Source organism: Kitasatospora sp. NPDC004289, from assembly GCF_053602875.1.
Window position 1 is genome coordinate 47240 of the sequence record NZ_JBSGEL010000039.1, and the last position, 24542, is coordinate 71781.

24 protein-coding genes are annotated in these 24542 nt (G+C 72.3%); 11 read left to right on the forward strand and 13 right to left on the reverse strand.

Annotated elements, in window-relative coordinates:
• The first annotated feature begins 82 nt into the window (after positions 1 to 82).
• Positions 83 to 580, forward strand: coding sequence for a DUF1203 domain-containing protein (locus ACWEPF_RS24925; protein WP_452174232.1), 498 nt, complete (start codon positions 83 to 85; stop codon positions 578 to 580).
• Here ACWEPF_RS24925 and ACWEPF_RS24930 read toward each other — a convergent pair whose 3' ends face one another.
• From ACWEPF_RS24930 to ACWEPF_RS24965, 8 genes are all read right to left on the reverse strand, one after another.
• Entirely contained in the window at positions 581 to 1018 is a 438-nt protein-coding gene (locus ACWEPF_RS24930; protein WP_452174233.1) for a PIN domain-containing protein, read from the reverse strand.
• Positions 1015 to 1272 (reverse strand): ribbon-helix-helix domain-containing protein, encoded by a 258-nt coding sequence (locus ACWEPF_RS24935; RefSeq protein WP_452174234.1) that lies wholly within the window; start codon positions 1270 to 1272, stop codon positions 1015 to 1017. Before ACWEPF_RS24935 ends, ACWEPF_RS24930 begins: the two co-directional genes overlap by 4 nt.
• Before the next feature lie 401 nt (positions 1273 to 1673).
• Positions 1674 to 1970 (reverse strand): hypothetical protein, encoded by a 297-nt coding sequence (locus tag ACWEPF_RS24940; RefSeq protein ID WP_452174235.1) that lies wholly within the window; start codon positions 1968 to 1970, stop codon positions 1674 to 1676.
• 87 nt (positions 1971 to 2057) lie between these two features.
• Positions 2058 to 3239 (reverse strand): XdhC family protein, encoded by a 1182-nt coding sequence (locus ACWEPF_RS24945; RefSeq protein ID WP_452174236.1) that lies wholly within the window; start codon positions 3237 to 3239, stop codon positions 2058 to 2060.
• A gap of 87 nt (positions 3240 to 3326) precedes the next feature.
• On the reverse strand, positions 3327 to 4808 hold the full coding sequence (locus ACWEPF_RS24950) for an NCS2 family permease (protein ID WP_452174237.1): 1482 nt from the start codon (positions 4806 to 4808) through the stop codon (positions 3327 to 3329).
• Between the two features lie 261 nt (positions 4809 to 5069).
• Complete coding sequence (gene pucD, locus ACWEPF_RS24955) at positions 5070 to 7430, reverse strand: xanthine dehydrogenase subunit D (protein ID WP_345280193.1); 2361 nt, start codon at positions 7428 to 7430, stop codon at positions 5070 to 5072.
• On the reverse strand, positions 7427 to 7912 hold the full coding sequence (locus ACWEPF_RS24960) for a (2Fe-2S)-binding protein (RefSeq protein WP_452174238.1): 486 nt from the start codon (positions 7910 to 7912) through the stop codon (positions 7427 to 7429). Before ACWEPF_RS24960 ends, pucD begins: the two co-directional genes overlap by 4 nt.
• Positions 7909 to 8796, reverse strand: coding sequence for an FAD binding domain-containing protein (locus tag ACWEPF_RS24965; RefSeq protein WP_345280188.1), 888 nt, complete (start codon positions 8794 to 8796; stop codon positions 7909 to 7911). The genes ACWEPF_RS24960 and ACWEPF_RS24965 overlap by 4 nt, the downstream gene beginning before the upstream one ends.
• A 355-nt stretch (positions 8797 to 9151) precedes the next feature.
• On the opposite strand from ACWEPF_RS24965, the gene ACWEPF_RS24970 reads away from it, so the two are divergent.
• Entirely contained in the window at positions 9152 to 10744 is a 1593-nt protein-coding gene (locus tag ACWEPF_RS24970; protein WP_452174239.1) for a PucR family transcriptional regulator, read from the forward strand.
• A 72-nt stretch (positions 10745 to 10816) separates the two neighbouring features.
• Here ACWEPF_RS24970 and ACWEPF_RS24975 read toward each other — a convergent pair whose 3' ends face one another.
• Positions 10817 to 11929 (reverse strand): alpha/beta hydrolase, encoded by a 1113-nt coding sequence (locus ACWEPF_RS24975; RefSeq protein WP_345280184.1) that lies wholly within the window; start codon positions 11927 to 11929, stop codon positions 10817 to 10819.
• Between the two features lie 260 nt (positions 11930 to 12189).
• Here ACWEPF_RS24975 and ACWEPF_RS24980 point away from each other — a divergent pair, with 260 nt between their 5' ends.
• From ACWEPF_RS24980 to ACWEPF_RS25000, 5 genes are read left to right on the forward strand one after another with little or no spacing between them, the layout of a single operon-like run.
• Entirely contained in the window at positions 12190 to 13200 is a 1011-nt protein-coding gene (locus ACWEPF_RS24980) for a substrate-binding domain-containing protein (protein WP_452174240.1), read from the forward strand.
• The gene (locus ACWEPF_RS24985) at positions 13197 to 14219 is read left to right on the forward strand and encodes an ABC transporter permease (protein ID WP_345280182.1); all 1023 of its coding nucleotides are present in this window, start codon (positions 13197 to 13199) and stop codon (positions 14217 to 14219) included. Before ACWEPF_RS24980 ends, ACWEPF_RS24985 begins: the two co-directional genes overlap by 4 nt.
• Positions 14216 to 15007: an ATP-binding cassette domain-containing protein gene (locus tag ACWEPF_RS24990; RefSeq protein ID WP_345280180.1), complete on the forward strand. Its 792-nt coding sequence runs from the start codon at positions 14216 to 14218 to the stop codon at positions 15005 to 15007. The genes ACWEPF_RS24985 and ACWEPF_RS24990 overlap by 4 nt, the downstream gene beginning before the upstream one ends.
• 8 nt (positions 15008 to 15015) lie before the next feature.
• Positions 15016 to 16113 carry an ROK family glucokinase gene (locus tag ACWEPF_RS24995; RefSeq protein ID WP_345280178.1) on the forward strand — a complete coding sequence of 366 codons (1098 nt, stop codon included), beginning with the start codon at positions 15016 to 15018 and terminating at the stop codon, positions 16111 to 16113.
• 57 nt (positions 16114 to 16170) lie between these two features.
• Positions 16171 to 16794 (forward strand): GDSL-type esterase/lipase family protein, encoded by a 624-nt coding sequence (locus ACWEPF_RS25000; protein WP_452174241.1) that lies wholly within the window; start codon positions 16171 to 16173, stop codon positions 16792 to 16794.
• Here ACWEPF_RS25000 and ACWEPF_RS25005 read toward each other — a convergent pair.
• Together ACWEPF_RS25005 and ACWEPF_RS25010 are read right to left on the reverse strand one after the other, a co-directional pair.
• Positions 16773 to 17051: a DUF2087 domain-containing protein gene (locus ACWEPF_RS25005; protein ID WP_452174242.1), complete on the reverse strand. Its 279-nt coding sequence runs from the start codon at positions 17049 to 17051 to the stop codon at positions 16773 to 16775. The two genes, ACWEPF_RS25000 and ACWEPF_RS25005, sit on opposite strands and share 22 nt — an antisense overlap.
• 16 nt (positions 17052 to 17067) lie before the next feature.
• Positions 17068 to 18621 carry a helix-turn-helix domain-containing protein gene (locus ACWEPF_RS25010; protein WP_452174243.1) on the reverse strand — a complete coding sequence of 518 codons (1554 nt, stop codon included), beginning with the start codon at positions 18619 to 18621 and terminating at the stop codon, positions 17068 to 17070.
• 352 nt (positions 18622 to 18973) lie between these two features.
• On the opposite strand from ACWEPF_RS25010, the gene ggt reads away from it, so the two are divergent.
• From ggt to ACWEPF_RS25030, 4 genes are all read left to right on the forward strand, one after another.
• Positions 18974 to 20758 carry a gamma-glutamyltransferase gene (gene ggt / locus ACWEPF_RS25015; RefSeq protein ID WP_452174244.1) on the forward strand — a complete coding sequence of 595 codons (1785 nt, stop codon included), beginning with the start codon at positions 18974 to 18976 and terminating at the stop codon, positions 20756 to 20758.
• A gap of 208 nt (positions 20759 to 20966) precedes the next feature.
• Entirely contained in the window at positions 20967 to 21770 is an 804-nt protein-coding gene (locus ACWEPF_RS25020) for an exodeoxyribonuclease III (protein ID WP_452174245.1), read from the forward strand.
• A gap of 141 nt (positions 21771 to 21911) precedes the next feature.
• On the forward strand, positions 21912 to 22490 hold the full coding sequence (locus ACWEPF_RS25025) for a hypothetical protein (RefSeq protein WP_345280168.1): 579 nt from the start codon (positions 21912 to 21914) through the stop codon (positions 22488 to 22490).
• Between the two features lie 101 nt (positions 22491 to 22591).
• The gene (locus ACWEPF_RS25030; protein ID WP_449794728.1) at positions 22592 to 22894 is read left to right on the forward strand and encodes a hypothetical protein; all 303 of its coding nucleotides are present in this window, start codon (positions 22592 to 22594) and stop codon (positions 22892 to 22894) included.
• A gap of 39 nt (positions 22895 to 22933) precedes the next feature.
• On the opposite strand, the gene ACWEPF_RS25035 is transcribed toward ACWEPF_RS25030, so the two are convergent.
• Both ACWEPF_RS25035 and ACWEPF_RS25040 read right to left on the reverse strand, forming a co-directional pair.
• Positions 22934 to 23629 carry a lysoplasmalogenase gene (locus ACWEPF_RS25035; RefSeq protein ID WP_452174246.1) on the reverse strand — a complete coding sequence of 232 codons (696 nt, stop codon included), beginning with the start codon at positions 23627 to 23629 and terminating at the stop codon, positions 22934 to 22936.
• Positions 23626 to 24486, reverse strand: a complete 861-nt coding sequence (locus tag ACWEPF_RS25040) for a sterol desaturase family protein (protein ID WP_345280162.1) — start codon at positions 24484 to 24486, stop codon at positions 23626 to 23628. Before ACWEPF_RS25040 ends, ACWEPF_RS25035 begins: the two co-directional genes overlap by 4 nt.
• Between the last annotated feature and the right edge of the window lie 56 nt (positions 24487 to 24542).

Genomic DNA, 24542 nt, shown 5'->3' on the forward strand with positions numbered 1-24542 from the left:
CCGAGAATGGCACGGCCCCCGGCGGAACGCGAGGTCGTTTATCCGCCGGTCCTCGGGCCGTCGAGCGGCCAGGCTGGTCGACATGACGACACTTCAGACCGCCAACGCCCTCCGGATCGACGCGATCGACCCCGCCACCTGCGAGCGGCTCCGGGAGCTGGACGACGCGGGCCGCCCGCCGGTCCTCTCCACCGACGAGACCGGCGGCGCCCCGCTCCGCTGCTGCCTCACCAAGGCCCGCCCCGGCGACCGGATCGCCCTGGTCTCCTACCGCCCGCTCGCCCCCTGGGCCACCGCCACCGGCACCGACCCCGGCCCCTACGACGAGCGCGGCCCGGTCTTCATCCACGCCACCCCCTGCCCCGGCCCGGCCGACGGCTGGCCCGCCACCATGCACGGCGGCCCCCGCGTCCTGCGCGCCTACACCGACCGCGGCACCATCCTCGGCGGCCGCCTGGTCACCGACCCCGCCGCGCTGGAGACGGCCGCCGCCGAACTGCTGACCGACCCCGAGGTGGCCCTGCTGCACGTCCGCGCGGTCGAGTTCGGCTGCTACATGCACGCGGTCCACCGGGCCTGATCAGAGGTCCTCGGGCAGGATGCGGAAGGCCTGGTGGGCGGTCAACGGGCGGACGGCCCGGAAGTCGCGGTGATCCAGCGTCAGGATGCAGTCGGTGCGGTAGTCGGCGGCGAGGGCGACGTTGACGGCGTCGGTCAGGTCCAGCCGCAGCCCCGCATGCCGCAGGCGGACGCCCTGGGCGGCGTCCAGGGTGTCGGCGGTGATCTCGGGCAGCACGGCCCGCCCGGCCCGTACCCACCGTCGGATGTCGTCGACCGCGTCGTGCGCGGCTCGGTCACCGAGGATCCGCCTGGCCAGGTGGTCCAGCTCGCTCAGCAGGACGGGCGAGATCACCAACGTCCCCGCGGTGCGGAGCACCTCCCGGGCCGTACCGCCGAGCGGGTGGGTGGAGTCGAGCGCGGCGAGCAGGCCGGAGGTGTCCGCGACGACGACGATCACTCGCCGGCCTGCTTCGTCGCCTCGTAGGCGCGGGCCCGCTCGGCCCAGACCTCCTCGATGCCGATCGAACCGTCGCCGACCGGGCGGTGGGTGGTGGTGAAGAAGGGCTCCTCCCAGACCCGGTTCGCCAGCGCCGCGAGGTGGATCGCCTCGCGGATGATCTCGGCTTCGGAGATTCCCCGCCGCGCGGCGGCCTCCTTGATGACGGCCAGGTCCTCGGACTCGGCGTAGACCGTGGTGCGCTTCAGCGTCATGCACGTATGGTACGGCCTGCATACGTGCTGGCTTCGGCCGATGGCGGACGAAGCGGACGAGAGCCTGACCGTGCGGTGCCGGGAGAACCGGGACGTGTGGGTGCGGGTCGGTGAGGCGGAGCGGACCGGGGACGGGCGGGTGCTGTTCACCGTGGAGATGGGGCCGCCGGGGCGCGGGCGGGCGGGGAGGGGCTGCTCAGCTGACGGGGCGTCGGGGTCGGCGCACGCGCCAGCTGCGGCAGTTGGCAGCGGAGCTCCTTACCGGTGAGCCGGCCGACGGCGCCGAGCGGCTGACCAGGGTCGCCCGGCTGGCGGTGGAGTGCTGGCGGGACCGGGCGGTGGACGGCGACGGCTTGCGGCTGTTCGCGCGCTACCGGGGCGTGGAGGAGGCTGAGGGTCCGTCAGCCGGCGTCGGAGATCCGGCCCAGGCCGGTCGCGAGGTCCTCGGCGTTCATGCAGGGGGTGACGCTGACGTCGGCGTTGAGGTCCCAGAACGGTTCGAGCATGGTGACCAGGGCGGCCTCCTCCGGGAGGTCGGCGAAGAGGTAGGCGGCGCGGCGGCCGCCGGTCGGGGCGAAGTACGCGGCTTCCGGCTTCAGCACGCCCATGAGGTTCTGCAGGGACTTCTGCATGGTGCCGTCGGCGAGCTGCCGGCTGGCCGTCTCGGTGTCGAACTCGACCTTGATGAGCATGCGCATGGTCCTGGTGCCTTCCCGGTGGAGGGGACCCCCTACTCCAGGCTCCCGCCGACCGCCACCGGGCGCACCCGGACGGGTGAGGCCGGGTCAGGCCGCGCTGGCGGGCAGCTCGGGTTCGGCCACGGGCGGCCGGGCGGCTTCGTGGTGGATCGGGCCGTCGCCGGCGGAGAGCGGGAGGCAGGAGCCGCCCCGGCGGTGCGCGACGATCTCGGCGGCGACCGAGACGGCCGTCTCCTCGGGGGTGCGGGCGCCGAGGTCCAGGCCGATGGGGGAGCGCAGGCGGCCGATCTCGGCGTCGGTCAGGCCGACCTCGCGGAGTCGGGCGTTGCGGTCCCGGTGGGTCTTGCGCGAGCCCATCGCGCCGACGTAGCCGACCGGCAGGCGCAGCGCGCGCTCCAGCAGCGGGATGTCGAACTTGGCGTCGTGGGTCAGCACGCAGAGCACGGTGCGGCCGTCGATCGCGGAGAGCTGGGAGTCCAGGTAGCGGTGCGGCCAGTCGACCACGACCTCGTCCGCCTCGGGGAAGCGGCGGGCGGTGGCGAAGACCGGGCGGGCGTCGCAGACGGTGACCCGGTAGCCGAGGAACTTGCCGATCCGCACCACGGCGGCCGCGAAGTCGATCGCGCCGAAGACCAGCATCCGGGGCGCCGGGACGTACGCCTCGACGAAGAAGGTGATGGTGCCCTGCTCCTGGTCGTCGCAGGGGCGGCCGTCCAGACCGAGCGTCAGCTGCCCGGTGCGGCCCGCCTCCAGCATCGCCCGCGCCTCGGCGACCACGGCGCGCTCGAGCGGGCCGGTGGTGGAGGGGGCGGGGGAGAGCGAGCCGTGGTGGGTGTCGGCGGTGACGGCGACGGTGGCGCCGATCAGGCCGGCCGGGCCGGCGATGGCGCGGGCCAGGGCCACCGGCGTGCCGGAGGCGATGTAGGTGATGCCGGCGTCCAGGGCGGCGTCGGCTCCCGGGACCACCGGCTGGACGAAGACGTCCAGGATGCCGCCGCAGGTCAGGCCGACGGCGAAGGCGTCCTCGTCGCTGAAGCCGAAGCGCTCCAGCACGGGGGCGCCGGAGGCGATGGCCTCCTGGCAGAGCTCGTAGACCGCACCCTCGACGCAGCCGCCGGAGACCGAGCCGATCGCCTCGCCGGCCGCGTCCACCGCGAGGGCCGCGCCCGGGTCGCGCGGGGCGGAGCCGGAGACGCCGACCACGGTGGCCACGGCGAAGGAGCGCCCGGAGGAGTGCCAGGCCAGCAGCTGCTCGGCGATGTCCTGCATGTTCGGAGGCTCCTTACGAGGGATTGAGGGGTGGAACGGACCAGCCGCTGTGCGAGAGGGCAGGCCCCCCGCACAGCGGCTCTGGTACTAGTGAACTCCCAGCCAGTCCTTGATCGGCGTCAGGGCGAAGTACACCAGGAAGACACCGGTCAGGATCCACATCAGCGGACCGGGCTCGCGCCACTTGCCCCGGCCGGCCTTGATCACGCAGTAGGTGATCACACCGGCCGCGACGCCCGCGGTGATGCTGTAGGTGAAGGGCATCAGCACGCAGGTGAGGAAGGCCGGGATGGCCACCTCGCGGTCGGACCAGTCGATGTGCCGGGCCTGGCTCATCATCATGGAGCCGATGACGACCAGGGCGGCCGAGGCGACCTGGACCGGGACCATGCCCGCGATCGGGGTGAAGAACAGCATCAGGGTGAAGACGCCGCCGGTGACCACCGAGGCCAGGCCGGTGCGGGCACCCTCGCCGACGCCGGTGGCGGACTCGACGAAGACGGTCTGGCCGGAGGCACCGGCCACGCCGCCGATCGCACCGCCGGCGCCGTCCACGAAGAGCGCCTTGGAGAGACCGGGCATCCGGCCCTGCTTGTCGGCCAGACCGGCCTCGGTGCCGACGCCGATGATGGTGGCCATCGCGTCGAAGAAGCCGGCCAGCACGAGGGTGAAGACGGCGACGGAGGCGGAGATGGCGCCCATGCCCTGGCTGCCGAAGGCGCCGAACAGGTCGACGTGGCCGAAGAGGCCGAAGTCGGGGGCGTCCACCGGGCTGCCGGGCCACTTGGGCACCTGCAGGCCCCAGACCTTGTCGTCCAGACCGGCCGCCGCGTTCACCACGAACGCGATCACGGTGCCGACCGCGAGGCCGATCAGGATCGCGCCGCGGGTGTTGCGGACCAGCAGGACGAAGATGGTGAGCAGGGTGATCGCGAAGATCAGCACCGGCCAGCCGGCCAGCTCGCCGGTGGGGCCGAGCGAGAGCAGCGGGCCCTTGCCCTGGAAGACGAAGCCGGCCTTGTTGAGGCCGATCAGGGCGATGAAGAGGCCGATGCCGATGGTGATCGCGTGCTTGATCGGCAGGGGGATGCCGTTCATGATCTTCTCGCGCAGGCCGGAGACGACCAGCAGCACGATGGCGATGCCGTAGATGACGCAGAGGCCCATGGCCTGTTCCCACGTGGTGTGGGGGACCACGATCGCCGATATCGCGCCGGAGACCGAGAGGCCGGCCGCGGCGGCCAGCGGGACGTTGCCGACCACGCCCAGCAGGATCGTGGTCACGGCCGCGGCGAGCGCGGTGGCCGTGGTGAGCTGCGCGTGGTCCAGGTGCACGCCGTTCTTGTCGGCGCCGCCGAGCAGGATCGGGTTGAGCAGCAGGATGTAGGCCATCGCCATGAAGGTGGTGAGGCCACCGCGGAGCTCGTTGCCGAAGGTGGAACCGCGCGCGGAGATCTTGAAGTAGGCGTCCAGCGCGTTCTTCGGCGGCTTTGCCTCGGACGGCGTGAGGGAGTCGTCCGTGGCGGGTCTGTCGTCAGTGGTGCCGGGCTCCGTGGAGATCCGGGTCATGTCCACTCCCAAGGTTCATAGGGGGTTGGGGTGGGCGAGTCGACCTGATTGCCGGTTGGAGGAGGCACAGGGGGACATATCGACTCACGAGGTGCACTCATGCGGTGCGGGTGGGGCGCACTGCTGCTGACCCCGGCGTGGGAGATGCGGCAGCGTGGGTGGTGCCTGATGGTGCGTCATGTTCTTTTCTTGCTGGCCTTGCGGGTGGTGCGCCCCGGGGCGGCGGGAAGACGTTGTGGCCGCCCCGGGGAGGTTCGGGTGTTAGAGCGTGCCCGTCAGGTGCTCCGGCCGGACCGGGATCCGGTTGAGGGCGATGCCCGTGGCGGCCCGGATCGCGGCGACGATCGACGGCGTGGCGGAGACGGTGGGGGCCTCGCCGACGCCGCGCAGCCCGTACGGGGCGTTCGGGTCCGGGAGTTCGAGCACGTCCACCGGGATCGGCGGGGTGTCGAGGATGGTCGGGATCAGGTAGTCGGTGAAGGAGGCGTTGCGCACCTTCCCGTCCTTGACGATGATCTCCTCCATCACGGCCAGGCCGAGGGCCTGGGTGCAGCCGCCCTGGATCTGGCCGACCACGGAGAGCGGGTTGAGCGCCTTGCCGACGTCCTGGGCGGCCGTCAGCTCGACGACCTTCACCAGGCCGAGCTCCACGTCCACGTCGACCACCGCGCGGTTGGCGCAGAAGGTGTACTGGACGTGGCCGAAGCCCTGCCCGGTCTCCTTGTCGAAGGGGACGGTCGGGCGGTGGTGGTGCTCGCGGGTCAGGTCGATCGCCTCGTCGCCGAGCAGGTCGACCATCGAGACCAGCACGCCGGCCGAGTCGGAGACCACCTTGCCGCCGACCAGGTCGATGTCGTTCTGGTCCCAGCCGTAGCGGCGGCGGCCCTTGGCGATCAGCGCCTGCTTGACCGCCTCGGCGGCCAGCTTCACGGCGCCGCCGGTCATGTAGGTCTGGCGGGACGCGGAGGTCGAACCGGCCGACCCCACCTCGGTGTTGGCCGGGTGGATGGTGACCTGCTCGACGCCCAGCTCGGTGCGGGCGATCTGGGCGTGCACGGTGACGCCGCCCTGGCCGACCTCGGCCATCGCGGTGTGCACCATCGCGACCGGCTCGCCGCCGATGACCTCCAGGCGGACCCGGGCGGTGGAGTAGTCGTCGAAGCCCTCGGAGAAGCCGACGTTCTTGATGCCGACCGAGTAGCCGATGCCGCGCACGATGCCCTCGCCGTGCGAGGTGTTGGAGAGCGCGCCGGGCACCGAGCGGATGTCCAGGTGCTCGAAGTCCATCGGCGGGGGCAGCGGCATGTCCTTGACCCGCTGGAGCAGCTCGGCCACCGGGGCGGGCGAGTCGATCTGCTGGCCGGTGGGCATGAACGAGCCCTCGGACATCGCGTTCAGCTGTCGCAGCTCCACCGGGTCCATGCCCAGCTCGGCGGCGAGCTTGTCCATCTGCGACTCGTAGCCGAAGGCCGCCTGCACCGCGCCGAAGCCGCGCATGGCGCCGCAGGACGGGTTGTTGGAGTAGAGCGCGATGGCGTGCATCCGCACGTTCGGGATCTCGTACGGGCCGTGGCCCAGCGAGGCCGCGTTGCCGACGACCGCGGGGGAGGCGGAGGCGTAGGCGCCACCGTCCAGCACCAGGCGGGCGTCGGCGTAGACCAGCTTGCCGTCGCGGGTGGCGCCGTGCTCGTAGTACATCTTGGCCGGGTGGCGGTGCACGTGGCCGAAGAAGGACTCGTCGCGGGAGTAGACGATCTTGACGGGCTTGCCGGTGTGCAGGGCCAGCAGCGAGGCGTGGATCTGCATCGACAGGTCCTCGCGGCCGCCGAAGGCGCCGCCGACGCCGGCCAGGGTGAGGCGGACCTTCTCCTCCGGCAGGGCCAGCACGGGGGCCATCTGCTCGCGGTCCACGTGCAGCCACTGGGTGGCGATGTAGAGGTCGATGCCGCCGTCCTCGGCGGGCACCGCCAGGCCGGACTCCGGGCCGAGGAAGGCCTGGTCCTGCATGCCGACCTCGTAGTGGCCGGAGACCACCACGTCGGCCAGCGCGCGGACCTCGTCCGTGACGCCCAGGCCGGAGACCAGCTTCTGCTCGTGGCAGATGTTGTCGTAGCCGTGCGACTTGAACTCGTGCGGCTCGTGCACGTAGCCGTAGGTCTGCGGGTCGAGGCACTGCTCCTCGGTGACGATCGGGGTGAGCACCTCGTACTCGACCTTGATCTTCTTCACCGCGCGGCGGGCCGTCTCCGGGTGGTCGGCCGCGACCAGCGCGATCGCCTCACCGTGGTAGCGGACCTTGTCGATGGCCAGGGCCGGCTGGTCCTGGATCTCCAGGCCGTAGAACTTCGAGCCCGGGATGTCCTCGTGGGTCAGCACCGCGTAGACGCCGGGCACCTTGAGCGCCTCGGAGATGTCCACGCTCAGCAGGTTGGCGCGGGGGTGCGGGGAGCGCAGCGCCATGCCCCAGAGCATGTCCTCGTGCCACATGTCCGAGGAGTAGGCGAACTCGCCCTTGACCTTCAGGTTGCCGTCCGGACGCAGCGGCGAGCCGCCGATGCCGTCCTTGGAGGCCGTGTTGATGTTCTGCAGGTTCTTCTGACCCTGGATGGTGCGAGTGCTCATTCGCCCGCCGCCTTCGCGCACTTGCGGGCGGAAGCGAGCCGCACCGCGTCCATGATCTTCTCGTAGCCGGTGCACCGGCAGAGGTTGCCCGACAGCGCCTCGCGGATGTCGTTGTCGCTCGGCTGGGCGTCGCCCTCCAGCAGGGCGTCGGTCTGCACCAGCAGGCCGGGGGTGCAGAAGCCGCACTGCACGGCGCCCGCGTCCACGAAGGCCTGCTGGACCAGGCCCAGCTCGCCGTTCTCCTCGCTCAGGCCCTCGACCGTGCGGACCTCGCGGTCCTGCACCTGGCCGGCCGCGACCAGGCAGGAGCAGACCGGGGTGCCGTCCAGGTAGACGGTGCAGGAGCCGCACTCGCCCTGCTCGCAGGCGTTCTTCGAGCCCGGCAGGCCGACCCGCTCGCGCAGCACGTACAGGAGGCTCTCGCCCTCCCAGACGTCGTCGGCCTCGACCGGCTTGCCGTTGGCGGTGAAAGTGACCCTCATGCCGCGCTCCTGATCTGCTTGCTGTAGTCGTTCCAACACCAGGTGAGGGTGCGGCGGGCCATCACGGCCAGCGAGTGCCGGCGGTAGTCGGCGGTGCCGCGCACGTCGTCGATCGGCGAGGCCGCGGCCTTCACCAGCTCGCCGAAGCGCTGGATCACCTCGGTGCCCAGCAGGTCGCCGGACTCCCACAGGCCGCGCTCGGCGAGCACGCCCTCCAGGTAGGCCTCGGCCTCCGCGGCGCGGCGCGGCGTGGGGGCAGCCGAACCGATCCCGGTACCGACCGTGCCGTTCTTCGGGTGCAGGGCGAAGCCGAACGCGCAGACCGCGATGACCATCGCGTTCCGGGTGCCGATCTTCGAGAACTGCTGCGGGCCGTCCGCCACCGGGATGTGGACGGCGCGGATCAGCTCGTCCTGCTCCAGGCTGTTGCGCTTGACGCCGACGTAGAACTCGTCGATCGGGATCATCCGGGTGCCGCGGACGGAGGCCGCCTCCACGAAGACGTCCTTGCCGGCCGCCAGCAGCGCGGGGTGCGCGTCACCGGCCGGCGAGGCGCCGCCGAGGTTGCCGCCGACGCCGCCGCGGTTGCGGATCTGCGGGGACCCGACGGTGTGCGAGGCGAGGGCCAGACCGGGCAGCGGCTCGGAGAGCTCGTTGATGATCCGGGTGTACGGCACCGAGGCGCCGAGCTTCACGACGGCGCCGTCGTTGGACCACTCGGTCAGCTCGGTGATGCGGTTCAGGTCGAGAATCGCGGATGGCCGGTGCACGTCGAAGTTCATCTCGACCATGACGTCCGTACCGCCCGAGATCGGCACTGCGGACGGGTACTCAGCCTTCGCCGCGAGCGCCTCGTCCCAGGTAGCGGGCCGAAGGAACTCCATGCGGGTCTCTCCTCAAGTCGTCACGCCGGACAGTGGGCACATTGCCCGGGGATTTCACTGGTTGTTCGGCGTGTGGCCAGTGAACCGCTGTGACCCGGCCCACTGGGAGTCACCGATGGCATGAAGCCCTCGCCTCGACGTCGCCCGGCATCCTGTACGTTCCTCTAAGGCGGACAATTGCCCTGTACAGCGATGTGCGAGGCCCCACTTACGACCGTAATCCGCCCGTGATTCGGAAGCTACGACCCCGTGACCACGCGTCGGTTGATACGTAACACCGACCTCCGGACCGATGGGGCACACTGTCCCCCCAGTGCCCAGCGGCACGACCAAGCACAGACGAAGGAGTCGCCGGATGCGCGTCCGAGACCTGCTCGCCCCCGGGGCCCCGAGGCTGCGGCTGCTCGCCGCCGAGGACGAGCTCGACCGGCAGGTCAGCGGTGTCATGACCACCGACCTCCAGGATCCGGGCAGGTACCTGCACGGCGGCGAGCTGGTGCTCACCGGCATGCTCTGGCGCACCGGCCCGGACGACTCCGAGCGCTTCGTGCGCACCATCGTGGCGGGCGGCGCGGTCGCCCTGGCGGCCGGCGAGGCCGAGGTCGGGCCGGTCCCCGAGGACCTGGTCGCGGCGTGTCGCCGGCACCGGATGCCACTGCTCGCGGTGCCCGACGACATCGCCTTCGGCACCGTCACCGAGTTCATCGGCCGTCAGGTCTCGGCCGACCGGGCCGCCGACCTGGCCGCCCTGGTGGACCGGCACCGCCTGCTGGTCTCCGCCGCCGGCGGCGGCGGGCTGGACGCCGTGCTCGACCTGCTCGGCGGCGACCTCGACCTGGACTGCTGGGTGCTCGCCCCCACCGGCCGGGTGGTGGCCGGCCCCGCCGACCGGCTCACCGCCGAGGAGCGCGACCAGCTGGTCCGGGCCAACCTGGCCGCCCAGCGCCAGCGCCGCCGCCCCCCGCACCGGGCCCGGCTGGCCGGCGGCTCGTACTCGCTGCTGCCCGCCCCGGCCAGCTCCGAGGCGGACGTCTCGCTGGCCGACTGGGTGCTGGTGGTGGCCGGCGACGTCACCGAATGGACCGTCAAGCGCCAGCAGCTGGCCGAGAACCTGGCCCGGCTCGTCGCGGTCGAACGGGTCCGCCGCGACGAGGGCCGGCGGCTGCGGCGGCGGCTCGCCGACGAGGTGCTGACGCTCCTTCAGCGGGACGCCGACCCGGGCGAGATCAGCCGCACGCTCTACGCCTCGGCCGCGATGGCCGCCAAGTACGAGGGCGATTCGGTGGGGCCCCTGGTGACCGAGGGGTCCTGGTTGGTGCTGAGCGCGGAAGGGACGGGGCTGCCGGACGGGGCCTGCCGGTCAATCCTGGAGGAAGCTCTCACCGACGCCACCGACGGAGCCCTGGTGGCCGGCGCCGGATCCGGCGCGGTGGTCGTGCTGCCCGCCCCCGCCACCCCCGTGCCCGCCGACGCGCTGCGCGAACTGCTCGCCCCGCTGGAGGCCGGCCTCGGCTCCGAGGGCCGGATCACCCTCGGCGTCTCCGCCCCCGCCTCCGAGGCGGGCGGCCTGCGCGGCGCCCTGGAGGAGGCCCGGCACGCCCGCCGGATCGCCGCCGCCCGGGTCGGCCGGGTCTGCGTGGCCGGCCCCGAGGAGCTCGCCTCCCACGTCCTGCTGCTGGCCGCCGTCCCCGACGAGGTCCGCCGTGCCTTCCGCAGCCGCCTGCTCGACAAGGTCATCGCCTACGACATCGAGCACCAGGCCGACCTGGTCCGCACCCTGGAGGCCTTCCTGCGCTCCGACGGCTCCTGGACCCGCTGCGCCGCCCAGCTCCACGTCCACGTCAACACCCTGCGCTACCGGATCGGCCGCATCGAGGAACTGACGGGCCGTGACCTCTCCCGCCTGGAGGACCGGGTCGACTTCTACCTGGCCCTCGAACTGGCCTGAGCGAGGCCGCGACACGCCGAAGGGCCCGCCGTCCCCGGAGGGGGAGGGCGGGCCCTCGGTGTTGACGTCGCGTCAGCCGTTGGCCGGGATCACCGTGGTGAGCCACTTGAAGACGTCGGGGACCATCGGCTTCCAGACGTCGCTGGAGTGGGCACCGCTGGTCTCGACCGGCTGGACGGTGGTGGCGCCCTTGGCGGCGGCCTTCAGGGCCAGGGCGTCCTCGAAGCCGTCGCCCTTGTTGCCGCTGACGTAGAGGGCGACCTTGGGGGGCTGGGCGGCGTTCTTGATGATGTTCAGCGGGTTGGACTTCTCGCGCAGGGCCGGGTCCTTCGCGGTGAGCGAGGCGGGCTCCTTGGCCGGGTCGTTGTACCCGGAGAGGCTTATCCCGGCCCGGTAGCGGTTGGGGTGCTCCAGGGCGAGCTTGGCGGCGCAGTGGGCGCCGGCCGAGTACCCGGCGACGGCCCAGCGATCGGAGGACGGGTCGGCGCGGAAGTTGTCGAGCACCATCTGCGGGACGTCCCGGGCCAGCCAGGTGGCGGCGTTGACCTTGCCGGGCACGTCGGCGCAGCCGGTGTCGGCGGTGTTGCCCAGCAGCAGGGTGCGCGGGGAGACCAGGATGAACGGCGCCACGGTGCCGTTCTCCATCAGCGGCTTGAGCTGCTCGGAGACCTTGAGGGTGCCGTACCAGGTGGAGGAGGAGCCGGGCCAGCCCGGGAGCAGCTCGACCACGGGGAACTTCTTGTCCTTGTACTCCGGCTTGTCGTACTGCGGCGGCAGCCAGACCAGCACCTCGCCGTCGACGCCGGAGGCCCGGCCCTTGAGCTCGGTGCGCTGCACGTCGCCCGGCACCTTGGGGTCGTCCACCTTCTTGAACTGCTGGATCACCTTGGGCTCGGCCGAGTGCGAGGCCTTCGGGTCGTCGGGCGTGACGTGCGGCACGGCGCGGACGTGGTCCCCGGTGCCGAGCAGGTCGTCCCAGCTGCCGTAGATGAGGTTGGCGTTGTTGACCATGACGAAGACCGTCAGTACGGCCGTCACCTGGCAGAACAGCAGCATCACCAGCCGGGTGAGCGCCCTGGCCGCTCTAGGCCCGCGGACCTTGCCCCAGTACAGCATCGCGACCGCGATGGAGATCGGCACGAGGATGATCGTGACGATGAGGAAGGGGGTGCCTGTCAGTTGCATCGAGTTCTCTTGTCCGGTCGCCAACCGTCACGGAGACCCTGATCGCCCCCGGACGCTTCGATGGGATCAGACGTTTTCGAACGGATGGTCAGTTGCCCCCGAAGCTGAGTGAAAGCTGAGAGGAACGTCACAGTCTCCATGAGAACCGTCTGAACGGCCCGGACCAGTGTGCCACCCGCTTGGGCGTACGCGTCGAACGGGTCCGGCCCGTTCCCAGCGAGTTGCCGTGCGGCGGCGGCCGCTTCCTGGAGACTGTCGGAGTGTCATACCGCCCTCGCCGCACCGCGGCTCTGGTCCTGGCCCCGTTCCTGGCCCTGCTCCTGACGGCGGTGGGGTGCAGCAGCACCGGGGGGAGACGGGCGGAGCAGGCCCGCTCCGAGGCCGCCACGGCGGGCGGCGCGGTGAACACCCCGCGCTGGAAGGTGGCGATGGTCACCCACGCGGGGGCGGGCGACGCGTTCTGGGACGGCGTCCGCAAGGGCGCCGAGCAGGCCGCCGCCAAGGACAACATCGACTTCCGCTACACCAACGACGCCCAGACCCAGAACCAGGTGCAGCTGGTCCAGGCCGCGATCGACCAGCGGGTGGACGGCCTGCTGGTCTCGCTCGCCAAGGGCGAGGCGATGGCCGAGGTGCTCGGGAAGGCGAAGGCGGCCGGCATCCCGGTGATCAGCATCAACTCCGGCCAGGAGTTCTCCGCCCGGTTCGGCGCGCTCACCCACGTCGGCCAGGACGAGACCACGGCGGGCCGGGCCGCAGGGGCCGAACTGGCGAAGCGGGGGCGCAAGTCGGTGCTCTGCGTGATCCACGAGCAGGGCAACGTCGGGCAGGAGCAGCGCTGCGGCGGCGCGAAGGAGGGCTTCGGCGGCCCGTTCCAGACCCTCTACGTCACCGGCACCAGCCTGCCCGACGCCAAGGCCGCGGTCTCCGCCAAGCTCCAGGCCGACGGCGCGGTCGACACCGTGCTCACCCTCAGCGCCCCGCTCGCCGCCACCGCCCTGCAGGCCGTCGCCGACACCCGGCCGGGCGTGGAGCTGGACACCTTCGACCTCGGCACCCAGGTGGTGGACGGCCTGAAGAACGGCACCGTCGGCTTCGCGGTCGACCAGCAGCCCTACCTCCAGGGCTACGAGGGCGTCGACCTGCTCTGGCTCTACCGCTACAACCTGGACGTGCTGGGCGGCGGCGGACCGGTGCTGACCGGCCCTCAGATCCTCACCGGGGAGAACGCGGCCGCCCTCGCCACCTACGTCGCCCGGGGCACCCGGTGAGCCGCGAGCTGCTCACCGCCGGCCCGCCCGAACGCCGGCGCCGGGCCCGCCCCGAGCTCGGCGCGGCCCTGGCCGCGCTCGCGGTGCTGGTGGTCTTCGCCGTGGTCGCGGACGGCTTCCTGCGGCCCGCCTCGATCGGCACCGTGCTCTACGCCGCCTCCACCATCGGCATCATGGCGGTGCCGGTCTCGCTGCTGATGATCGGCGGCGAGTTCGACCTCTCGGCCGGTGTGCTGGTCACCACCGCCGCGCTCACCTCCTCGATGGTCAGCTACCAGCTGACCGCGGTGACCTGGGTCGGGGTGCTGGTCTCGCTGGCGGTGGCGCTCGCGGTCGGCTGGGCCAACGGCTGGCTGCTGGCCCGCACCGGCCTGCCCAGCTTCATCGTCACCCTCGGCACCTTCCTGATGCTGACCGGCGCCAACCTCGGCGTCACCAAACTGGTCTCGGGCACCGTCACCACCAAGCCGATCGCCGACATGGAGGGCTTCGCCTCCTGCCGCTGGCTGTTCGCCTCCGAGCTGACGGTGGGCGGGATGTCGCTGAAGGCCACCGTCTGGTGGTGGCTCGGCCTGGTCGCGGCCGGCTCCTGGGTGCTGCTGCGCACCCGGTACGGGAACTGGGTCTTCGCGGTCGGCGGCGACGCGGCGGCCGCCCGGGCGGTCGGCGTCCCGGTGGCCGCCGTGAAGACCGCGCTCTACCTGGGGGTCGGCTTCTGCGCCTGGGTGCTCGGGCAGCACCTGCTGTTCTCCTTCGACACCGTGCAGTCCGGCGAGGGCGTCGGCAACGAGCTGATCTACATCGTCGCGGCGGTGATCGGCGGCTGCCTGATCACCGGCGGCTACGGCTCGGTGCTGGGCGGCGCGCTCGGTGCGCTGATCTTCGGCATGGTCAGCAAGGGCATCGTCTACGCCCAGTGGAACCCGGACTGGTTCAAGTTCTTCCTCGGCGCGATGCTGCTGCTGGCCGCGCTGCTCAACTCCTGGGTCAAGCGACGGGCGGAGCGTGGCGGCCGGTGAGCCTGCTGGAACTCGACGGCGTCGGCAAGAGCTACGGCAGCGTACGGGCCCTGGAGGGCATCTCGCTGACGGTGGCGGCGGGCCAGGTGCACTGCGTCCTCGGGGACAACGGCGCGGGCAAGTCCACCCTCATCAAGGTGATCGCCGGGCTCCACCGGCACGACGAGGGGCGGTACCTGATCGACGGTCAGGAGGTGCGGCTCTCCTCGCCCAAGGAGGCGATGGAGCTCGGCATCGCCACCGTCTACCAGGACCTGGCCGTCGTCCCGCTGATGCCGGTCTGGCGGAACTTCTTCCTCGGTGCCGAACTCGGCACCCGACTGCGCCTGGACGTCCCCCGGATGCGGGAGGTCACCCGGGAGGCGCTGGCCCGGATGGGCATCGACCTGCCCGACGTGGACCGCCCGATCGGCACCCTCTCGGGCGGGCAGCGCCAGTGCGTGGCCATCGCCCGGGCCGTGCACTTCGGGGCGCGGGCGCTGGTGCTGGACGAGCCGACCGCCGCGCTCGGGGTCAAGCAGTCGGGCGTGGTGCTCAAGTACGTGGCGGCGGCCCGGGACGAGGGGCTCGGCGTGGTGCTGATCACCCACAACCCGCACCACGCGCATCTGGTGGGCGACCACTTCACCCTCCTCAAACGAGGGAGGATGGCGGGCAGCCACCCGCGCGCCGGGATCACCCTGGAGCAGCTCACCACCGAGATGGCGGGCGGCTCCGAACTGGCCGAGCTCAGCCACGAGCTCGGCCGCGACCCAGGCCGTGCCACCGGTTCCGACCCCGAGGAGTGACCCGCCCCGTGAGCAGCCCCCAACGTCCGCCCGTCCTGCCCACCCTGCTCGGCATCGGCCCGCGCGCCGAGCGCCGCCGCCGGGCGCTGCCGGCCAGCGTGCTGCGGCTGCCCACGGTGGGCGTGGACATCGGCGGGACGAAGGTGGTCGCCGGGGTGGTGGACGGCGAGGGCAAGGTGCTGGAGCGGATCCGCACCGACACCCCCGACAAGAGCAAGAGCCCCAAGGTGGTCGAGGACGTGATCGTCGAGCTGGTGCTCCAGCTGGCGGACCGTCACGACGTCCACGCGGTGGGCGTCGGCGCGGCCGGCTGGGTCGACTCCGACCGCTCCCGGGTGCTCTTCGCCCCCCACCTCAACTGGCGCGACGAACCGCTGCGGGACGCGCTCAGCGCCCGGCTGCGCTTCCCGGTGATCGTCGAGAACGACGCCAACGCCGCCGCCTGGGCGGAGTGGCGCTTCGGGGCCGGGCGCGGCGAGGAGCACATGGTGATGCTCACCCTGGGCACCGGCATCGGCGGGGCGGTGGTCCGCGACGGCTACGTCGACCGCGGCAAGTACGGCCTGGCGGGCGAGTTCGGCCACATGCAGGTGGTCCCGGGCGGGCACCGCTGCCCCTGCGGCAACCGGGGCTGCTGGGAGCAGTACTCCTCCGGCAACGCCCTGGTCCGCGACGCGAAGGAGCTGGTGGCCGAGGAGTCCCCGGTGGTCCAGCCGCTGCTCGCCCTGGCGGGCGGCACGGCCGACGGACTGACCGGCCCGCTGATCACCGAGGCCGCGCGCGGCGGCGACCCGGTCGCCACCGAGCTGCTGTACGAGGTCGGCACCTGGCTGGGCGTCGGCATCGCCAACCTCGCGGCGGCGCTGGACCCGGGGCGGTTCGTCATCGGCGGCGGCGTCTCGGAGTCGGGCGAGCTGCTCCTCGCGCCGGCCCGGCAGGCCTTCAAGCGGACCCTGACCGGGCGCGGGTTCCGGCCGGAGGCGCAGATCGTGCACGCGGCGCTGGGCAACGACGCGGGGCTGGTCGGCGCCGCCGACCTGGCCCGGCAGGTGGCGCGGCGCTTCCGCACCATCAAGCGCCACCGGGTCGAGCGGGCGGCCGGCTGAGCGTCCGTCCGCTGGACACCGAACTCCCGTGCGGCCCACGCTCCCTAGGCTGTCCTGATGAGTGATCAGCAGCTGCGCGTCTGCTTCATCGGCGACTCCTTCGTCCAGGGCCTCGGTGACCCCGCGTACCAGGGCTGGGTCGGCCGCGTCCTCGCGGCCGCCGGCCCGGACGTCACCGCCTTCAACCTGGGCATCCGCCGCAACACCTCGGACGACGTCCTGGCCCGCGTCTGGACGGAGTTCTCCCCCCGCTCGGCTCCCGGCTCCGACCACCGCCTGGTCGTCTCCTTCGGCAGCAACGACACCGTCCTCGAGGACGGCGCCCCGCGGGTCGCCCCGGCCCGCACCCTGGAGAACCTCACCGCCCTCCTGGCCGAGGCCGCCGAGCGCTCGATCGCCGTCCTGGTCGTCGGCCCCCCGCCGGTCGCGCTGTACGGCGACGAGCACCTCGGCCGCCTGCTCGACCTGGCCGACGCCCAGGCCGAGGTCTGCGCCTCCCACGGCGTCCCCTTCATCCCCCTCACGGCCGCCCTGGCCACCGACCTCGCCTGGAACGCCGAAGCCCTCGCCGGCGACGGCGCCCACCCGGGCACCGGCGGCTACACCCGTGCCGCTCAGGTGGTCCTCGACGGCGGCTTCCTGCGGTGGCTGACGGCCCCTCAGGCCGCTGTGCGGCGGTAGGTGGAGCCGTTGCGGGTGCGGGTCAGGCGGTGGCTCTCGACCAGGTAGCGGCGCAGCGCCGGGAAGTCGTCGTGGACGGTGACCAGGGCCTCGTTGACCTGCTTCTCGGTGTACTCGGTGCCGGTCTCGAAGAGGGTGGCGGCGAGGTGGTCGAGCAGCTGCTCACGGCGGGCGGCCTTGCGGGGGATGGTGGGCAGGCGGCCGTCGGCGGCGAACAGCGCGGTGACGGAGAAGCTGGCGGTCGTGTTCTCGGACATGAGGGGCAGCCTGCCGTCAGGTGGGTGGGGCGGGCAAAGCGTTTTCCGGTGCCGGGCCCGGTAGTCCGGCCAGATCCTCGCCCACCGAGCCTCTGAAGTGACGCTCGAGCTCCCGGGCCTGGACGGCTTGGTCGTTGCGGTCCAAGGCAGTGCGCAGCTCCATGACCAGCGGGGCAGGGCGGAGCGCAGCCCTTCGCAGCAAGGCGCTCACAGATCCGTGGCGCCCGGAGCGGTGCAGCAGCGCCACGATCTCGGCGACATCCGTGGCCGGTCGGTACGAGATCGCACCGAGCAAGGAGTCCACCGCCCCGGCGCTGCCCCGCAGGTGGATCAGCAGGGTGACGACGTCCTCCGGTGGCCGGTGGCCTGCGGCCGTCAGGAGGGCGGCCAGGTCCGGCTCGTGGCCGGGGGCCAAGGCCAGGAGCCCGGCCAGCTTCACCACCTCCTTGAGCTTCCCCGACGCTGCTTCGCGCATCAGCGCATCGGCGTCGGCCGGCGCGGGGCCGACGGACAGCAGGTGAGCCAGTTCGGCGACCTCGAAGGCCGGCCGGTGCGCGGACGAGGCGAGCATTGCGACGACGACCTGTCCGACCAGCTCGGCGGGGTGCTCGGAGGCCCCGGCGCGCAGCCGGCCGATGGCAGCGGCGATCCGTTGGACGGACCAGTCGACGGCCTCGTGCGGCAGCAGCTCGAATCCGCCGTGGTCGTTCGCGAGGAAGAGGCCAGGAGAGGAGGACGGTGCTTCCTCCGTGAGCAGTCGGCGGAGGTCGCTCAGGGCCTTGGTGGCGGCGGCGTGCTGGTCCTCCATCTCGGAGAGGCGGCGCCGCAGCAGATCGGCCTCGGTCTGCTCGGCGGCGGGTGCCTCGTGCTCGGCGCGTTCGGCCGTCTCCAGCTGGTGCTCCAGCAGGTGGCAGCGGTGCTCGGCCTCCAGCTGGCGTGCCTCCGCCTCACGGAGTTCCTCGCGGAGGCGTTCGACCAGGCCCAGGAGGCCGTCGCGTTCGGCCCGGAGGTGGTCGCGGTCCCCGGCGACGAGCGCGAGCTCAGCGCGGTGTTCGAGGCGGGAGGCTGTGGCGCCACGTTCGAGTTGCCGGAGGGCCACCTCCTGTTCGGCGGCCTTGCGTTGTGCGGCGCGCAACATGTCCTTGAGCAGGTCCACCTCGGTGCGCAGGTCGCGTGCCTCCTGGTCGGCGTCGGACCAGCGGTCGCGCAGGGACTGAAGTTCGGCGCTGCGCGGGTTGCGTTCTGCGAGTGCGGATCGGTGCAGGCGGCGGAGGTGTTCGCGGGCCTCGTGGGTGAGGGGGAGTCCTGTTGCTGCCTCGACATCGCTGGTCAGGCGGTCGAGGAAGTCGGCGGGAGGGACGGCGACTCCGCTCAGCCAGCGGGAGAGGGTGGAGCGGTCGCGGTGGACATCGCGGGCGTAGCGGGTCATCGAGATGCCGAGACGGGATGCCAGGGTCCTCAGCTCCTGGGCCAGTTCGCGGCAGACGCCGTCGACGGTGCCGGGGATCGGCTCGAAGGACATCCCGGCGGAGATCCGGATGGTGTGCAGGGGGAGCAGCTCGCCGTCCACGTCCGTGCCTTCCGCCGTCCGACCGTTGCGCGTGGTCCGCAACGCTGTGGGGATTATCGCAACGACTGATGCCTCGTCAGTCTCCTTTTCAGGAACGGAGTCGAGAGGAGACGACGGTGAACTGGCGAAAGTGGCTGGCGGCGGCCCCGGCGGTGGCGGTCGGGGTGCAGTGCTGGGGGCAACTGCCCTGGTGGGGAACGATTCTGGCCACCGTGCTGACCGGGGTGCCGGGGCTGGTGCCGGGTGACTACCGGCAGGTAGTCACTCGGAAGTGCCATTGTGGTGAGCATGGCTGATATGAAAGAACGTTGGACGCAAGGGAGTTGACGACCAGCAAGCACTGGAGGGGCCCATGCGTCTGATCCGGATCGTCCCGCTCGCGCTGACCGGCGCGCTGATCTGCGCGGCCGCCCCCGCGCAGGCGCAGGCCGGTGTGCCGCCCAAGGTGCCCGAGGCGGTGGGCTGGGGCGGTGCGGTGGCCAGTGTGGACGCCGACGCCACCGCGATCGGGCTGGAGGTGTTGAAGCGCGGCGGGAACGCGGTGGACGCGGCGGTGGCGACGGCGGCCGCGCTGGGGGTCACCGAGCCGTACTCGGCGGGGATCGGCGGCGGCGGGTTCTTCGTCTACTACGACGCCCGAAGCGGCAGGGTCTCCACCATCGACGGGCGTGAGGTCACCGGTCGGACGGCCGACGAGACGCTCTTCCTGGAGAACGGCAAGCCGCTGGCCTTCGCCGACGCCGTGACCAGCGGCCTGAGCGTCGGCGTGCCCGGCGTGCCGGCCACCTGGGACGCGGCGCTGGACCGCTGGGGCAGCCGGAGCCTGGGCGAACTCCTGAAGCCCTCCGCCAAGTTGGCCGACCGGGGCTTCACCGTCGACCAGACCTTCCAGGACCAGACCGCGCTCAACCTGACCCGCTTCCGGGCCTTCCCGGACACCGCGAAGCTGTTCCTGCCCGGCGGGGAGCTCCCGGTGGTCGGATCGACCTTCCGCAACCCGGAGCTGGCCGCCACCTACCGCGAGATCGGCCGCAAGGGCGTCGACACGCTCTACAAGGGCCAGTTGGCGGCCGACATCGTCAACACCCTGCAGCACCCGCCGGTCGACCCGGCCTCCGGCTGGAACGCCCGCCCCGGCAAGGTGGACCGCAAGGACCTGGCCGACTACCGGGTGATCCAGCGTCAGCCCACCCACCAGGAGTACCGGGGCTACGACGTCTACGGCATGGCACCGGTCTCCTCCGGCGGCACCACCGTCGGCGAGGCGCTGGGCATCCTGGAGGCCAAGGGCGACCTGTCGAAGGTCAGCTCGACCCAGTACCTGCACCGCTACCTGGAGTCCAGCCGGATCGCCTTCGCCGACCGCGGCCGCTGGGTCGGCGACCCGGCCTTCTTCCGGGTGCCGACCCGTCAACTCCTCAGCGACGAGTTCACCGCCTCCCGGGCCTGCCTGCTGAACCCGGAGCGCGCCCTCACCAGCCCGCTCGCGCCGGGGGACCCGTACCACCCGGCCGCCTGCGCCACCGCCGGCCCGGCCGTCCCCGAGACCTACGAGGGCCCGAGCACCACCCACCTGACGGTCGCCGACCGCTGGGGCAACGTGGTCTCCTACACCCTCACCCTGGAGCAGACCGGCGGCAGCGGCCTCACCGTCCCCGGCCGCGGCTTCCTGCTCAACAACGAGCTGACCGACTTCTCCTTCGCCCCCGCCGCCCCGGGCGTCCCCGACCCCAACCTGCCCGGCCCGGCCAAGCGTCCGCGCTCCTCCATCTCGCCGACCATCGTCCTCAAGGACGGCAAGCCCTTCGTCGCGGTCGGCAGCCCCGGCGGCTCCACCATCATCACCACCGTCCTCCAGGTCCTGCTCGGCCGCCTGGACCGGGGCATGACGCTGGAGCAGGCCATCGCCGCCCCGCGCGCCAGCCAGCGCAACACGGCCGCGTCGGTCGCCGAACCCGCGTTCCTCGCCTCGCCCGAGAAGGCCGGCCTGGAGGCCCTCGGCCAGGTCTTCGCACCCACCCCGGAGATCGGCGCCGCGACCGGCGTCGAACGCCTCCCCGACGGCCGCTGGGTCGCCGCGGCCGAGCCCACCCGAAGGGGCGGCGGCTCCGCGGCCGTCGTTCACCCCAGCCGGTAATCCCGGGGGCGCGAGGAACTGCGCGAGTCGGAAGGCAGCTCACCTGCAACTGACCCACCGCCAGCCAGTTGCAGGTGCTGCCGTTCCCCTGCGCGCAGTTCCCCGCGCCCCTGCGGGGCGCAACCCGGCGCGCCCCTGGGCTGTCAGGGGGTGACGGTATGTTGCAGGAGTACATGTCCGTCGCACCTGCTCGGGAAGGCCGCCCGCCGTGACCGTCCGCATCGCCACCTGGAACATCAACTCCGTCACCGCCCGGCTGCCCAAGCTGCTGGAGTGGCTGGAGGGCAGCAGCCCCGACGTGCTCTGCCTCCAGGAGCTCAAGTGCGCCTCGGACGCCTTCCCGTACGAGGCCGTCCGCGAGCTCGGCTACGAGACCGCCGCCTACGGCACCGGGCGGTGGAACGGCGTGGCGATCCTCTCCAAGATCGGCCTGGAGGACGTGGTCCGCGACCTCCCCGGCCAGCCCGGCTTCCTGGCCGACGGCGCGATGATCCCGGAGACCGAGCCCCGCGCGATCGCCGCCACCTGCGGCCCGCTCCGGGTCTGGTCGGTCTACGTGCCGAACGGGCGCGAGGTGGGCCACCCGCACTACACCTACAAGCTGGAGTGGTTCGAGGCGCTGCGCCAGGCCGTCCTCGACGACGCCGCCGGCGACCGCCCGTTCGCCGTGATGGGCGACTTCAACGTGGCGCCCACCGACGAGGACCTCTACGACCCCTCGGTCTTCGCGGGTCAGACGCACGTCACCGAGCCGGAGCGCGCCGCGCTGGCCGCCCTCCGGGAGGCCGGGCTGACCGACGTGATGCCGCGCGCCCTCAAGTACGACCGCCCGTACACCTTCTGGGACTACCGGGCGCTGGGCTTCCCGAAGAACCTCGGTATCCGGATCGACCTCACCTACGCCAACAAGCCCTTCGCCGACGCGGTGACCGACAGCTACGTGGACCGCGAGGCCCGCAAGGGCAAGGGCACCTCGGACCACGCCCCGGTCGTGGTCGACCTGGACCTCTGAGCGGTACGAGTGCGCCCCCCGAACGGTCCCGAACGGTGGCCGTCCGGGGCGGCGCTGCCTAGCGTCGCAGGTGACAGGGTGTAGCTGTCCCCTCACGCGACGACGGAGTCCGTGTGCTGCGCCCGGAACCGGAGGAACGGCATGCGCGCTCCGCGTACCGCCGCCGCGCTGATCGGCGCGACCACCCTGCTCGTCCTGGCCGCTCCCGCCGCCACCGCCAAGAGCGTCGAGCCCGCCTGGGTGAGTCCCGCCGAGGCGGCGCCGGGGCAGAGCGTGACGGTCAGCGTCACCTGCGAGACCAGTTCGGTGAAGACCATCACCGCCAACTCGCAGGCCTTCTCCACCGGCAGCGCCACCCTGACGGTGGGTCCGGACGGCAAGTACAGCGGCAGGGCCCTGCTGGCCTCCGAGAAGGAGTTCGCCTCCAAGGCGCTCGGCAACCTCGGCAGCAACCTGGGCAACCTGGTGAAGGGGGCGAAGGCCTCCGGCTGGGGCATCGACGGCAAGTGCCCGAACGGCGACACCTTCAGCGGCGCGGTCGAGGTCAAGCTGGCCGGGCACGGCGGGCAGGACCAGGGCGGCAAGCTCCCGACCGGCCCGGTGCACACCGGCGTCGGCGGCTCGGCCTCGACCGGCCCGGGGCAGCTCGCGGCGGGCGGGGCACTGGTGGCCGCCGGGGTGGGTGGCTTCTGGCTGCTGCGCCGGCGGACGACGGAATGACGGCCGGAATGACGGCTGTTGCAGGACGGTGACGCCCGGGCGGGATGCGGCCCGGCGGCCCCCGGGTAGGAGGCGGTCAGTGGCCGTCACGGGGGTGGGGCATGGCAGTGGAGACCGTCATCGGTCTGGTGGGGATCGTCGTCCTGACGGCCTGTGTGGTGGGGATCGTGCTGGTCTGGCGGACCGGTTCGCCGATCTACCTGCCGCCGTACGAGGCGCCGCGCCCGCCCTGCCGGAACTGCGGGCACTCGGCCCACACCGGGGGCTGCGACCACGAGGAGGGCAGCGGCGACCGGTACGAGAACGGCGACTGGGTGGGGTTCTGGAACTACACCTACTGCCGCTGCTCGGAGTACGTCCCGGGGGAGTGGCCGCCGCCGCGCGCCAAGCGCAGGTGGTGGTAGCCACTCCCGTCCGGGAGCGTGCCGGGACCCGACGGGCCGTCAGCGGCCGGTGGCCGCCAGGGGAGCGGTGAGCGGGGCCGAGGCCGGGGCGGTGGTGGCCCGCAGGGTGCCGTCGGCGAGCAGGAACTGGGCCAGCACGTAGGTGGCCATGATCCAGACGCCGTGGCCGGGGAGGGCCTTCCAGTCGGCCAGTTCGGTGGCGATCAGGGTGTCCGAGAGCAGGAACAGCCCGCCGCCGAGCCCGGCCCGCCAGCCCAGGCCCGCCGAGGTGACGGCGGTGGAGGCCAGCAGCAGGCTGTAGACCGCCACCGGGATCTTGAGGTCGCCGAGGCCGGGCCAGAGCTGACTGATCATCACCGCCCAGGCGGCGGCGTACGCCAGCGCCAGGACCACGGTGCGCCGCCGGTCCTCCAGGGCGCCCATCTTCACGAACATCGTGACGTAGCAGACGTGCGCCGCCGCGAAGGAGCCCATGCCGGCCAGGAAGGCGGCCTGCTGGTCGAACTGGAGCAGCACGTCCCCGCCGGTGGAGAAGGCCAGTGCGGGCAGCAGCAGCTTGGGCGCCCGCTCGGCGCGGGCCGCCACGTAGCCGGCCAGCAGCGGCACCAGCGCGGGCTTGGTGGCGTTCTGCAGCACGCTCGCGCCGGCGGCGATGGCGCCGAGGTGGGTGACCGAGGTGGCGGCGAAGGCGGTGAGCAGGCCGCGGGCGGTGCGCAGGCGGGTGGAGATGGTCATGCGGCGGTGCCCTCCGGGCGGTCGGTCGGCCCGGGCTGCCAGCCCGGGCCCTTGGTGAGGTGGCGCACCCGGTCGCGCCAGTTGGTCGCGGCGGCCACGTCACGGGCGATCGAGGCGTACTCGTGGGTGGCCACCCGCAGCGGGTTGTGGGTGCTCAGGTTCTTGGTCAGCCCGTAGACCGGCTTGGTGGTCTCGGGGGCGAAGGAGCCGAACCAGCGGTCGAACAGGATCAGGATGCCGCCGAAGTTGCGGTCCAGGTAGCCGCCCTGGGAGGCGTGGTGCACCCGGTGGTGGGACGGCGTGTTGAAGACGTACTCGACGGGGCGGGGCAGCTTGCCGATCCGCTCGGTGTGGATCCAGAACTGGTAGACCAGGTTGGCCGAGGAGCAGAAGGCCAGCGCGGCGGGGTGCACCCCGGCCAGGATCATCGGGACGTAGAACACCCAGGTGGTGGCCGAGGTCCAGGGCTGGCGCAGCGCGGTGGAGAGGTTGTAGTGCTTGCTGGAGTGGTGCACCACGTGGCAGGCCCAGAGGATCCGGATCACGTGGTGGCCGCGGTGGGACCAGTAGTAGAAGAAGTCCTGGGCCAGCAGCATCAGCGGCACGGTCCACCAGAGCACCGGCACCCGAAGGGGCGTCAGCTCGTAGAGCGCGGCGTAGATCGCCACGATCGGGATCTTCCAGAGCGCGTCGAAGACCAGGCTCCCCAGCCCCATGCTCAGGCTGGTCGCGGTGTCCTTGACGGTGTAGCCCTGCTCCTCCTCGTCGGGATGGAAGCGGTAGGAGACCACTTCCAGGACGGTGAGCAGCACGAAGGCGGGTATCGACCACAGCACGACGTTGGGCAGGTTCGGCATGCCCAGGACGATAGGTGACGGCGGGTGGCCTGCGGAAGAGGTAGTTACCCATGCGT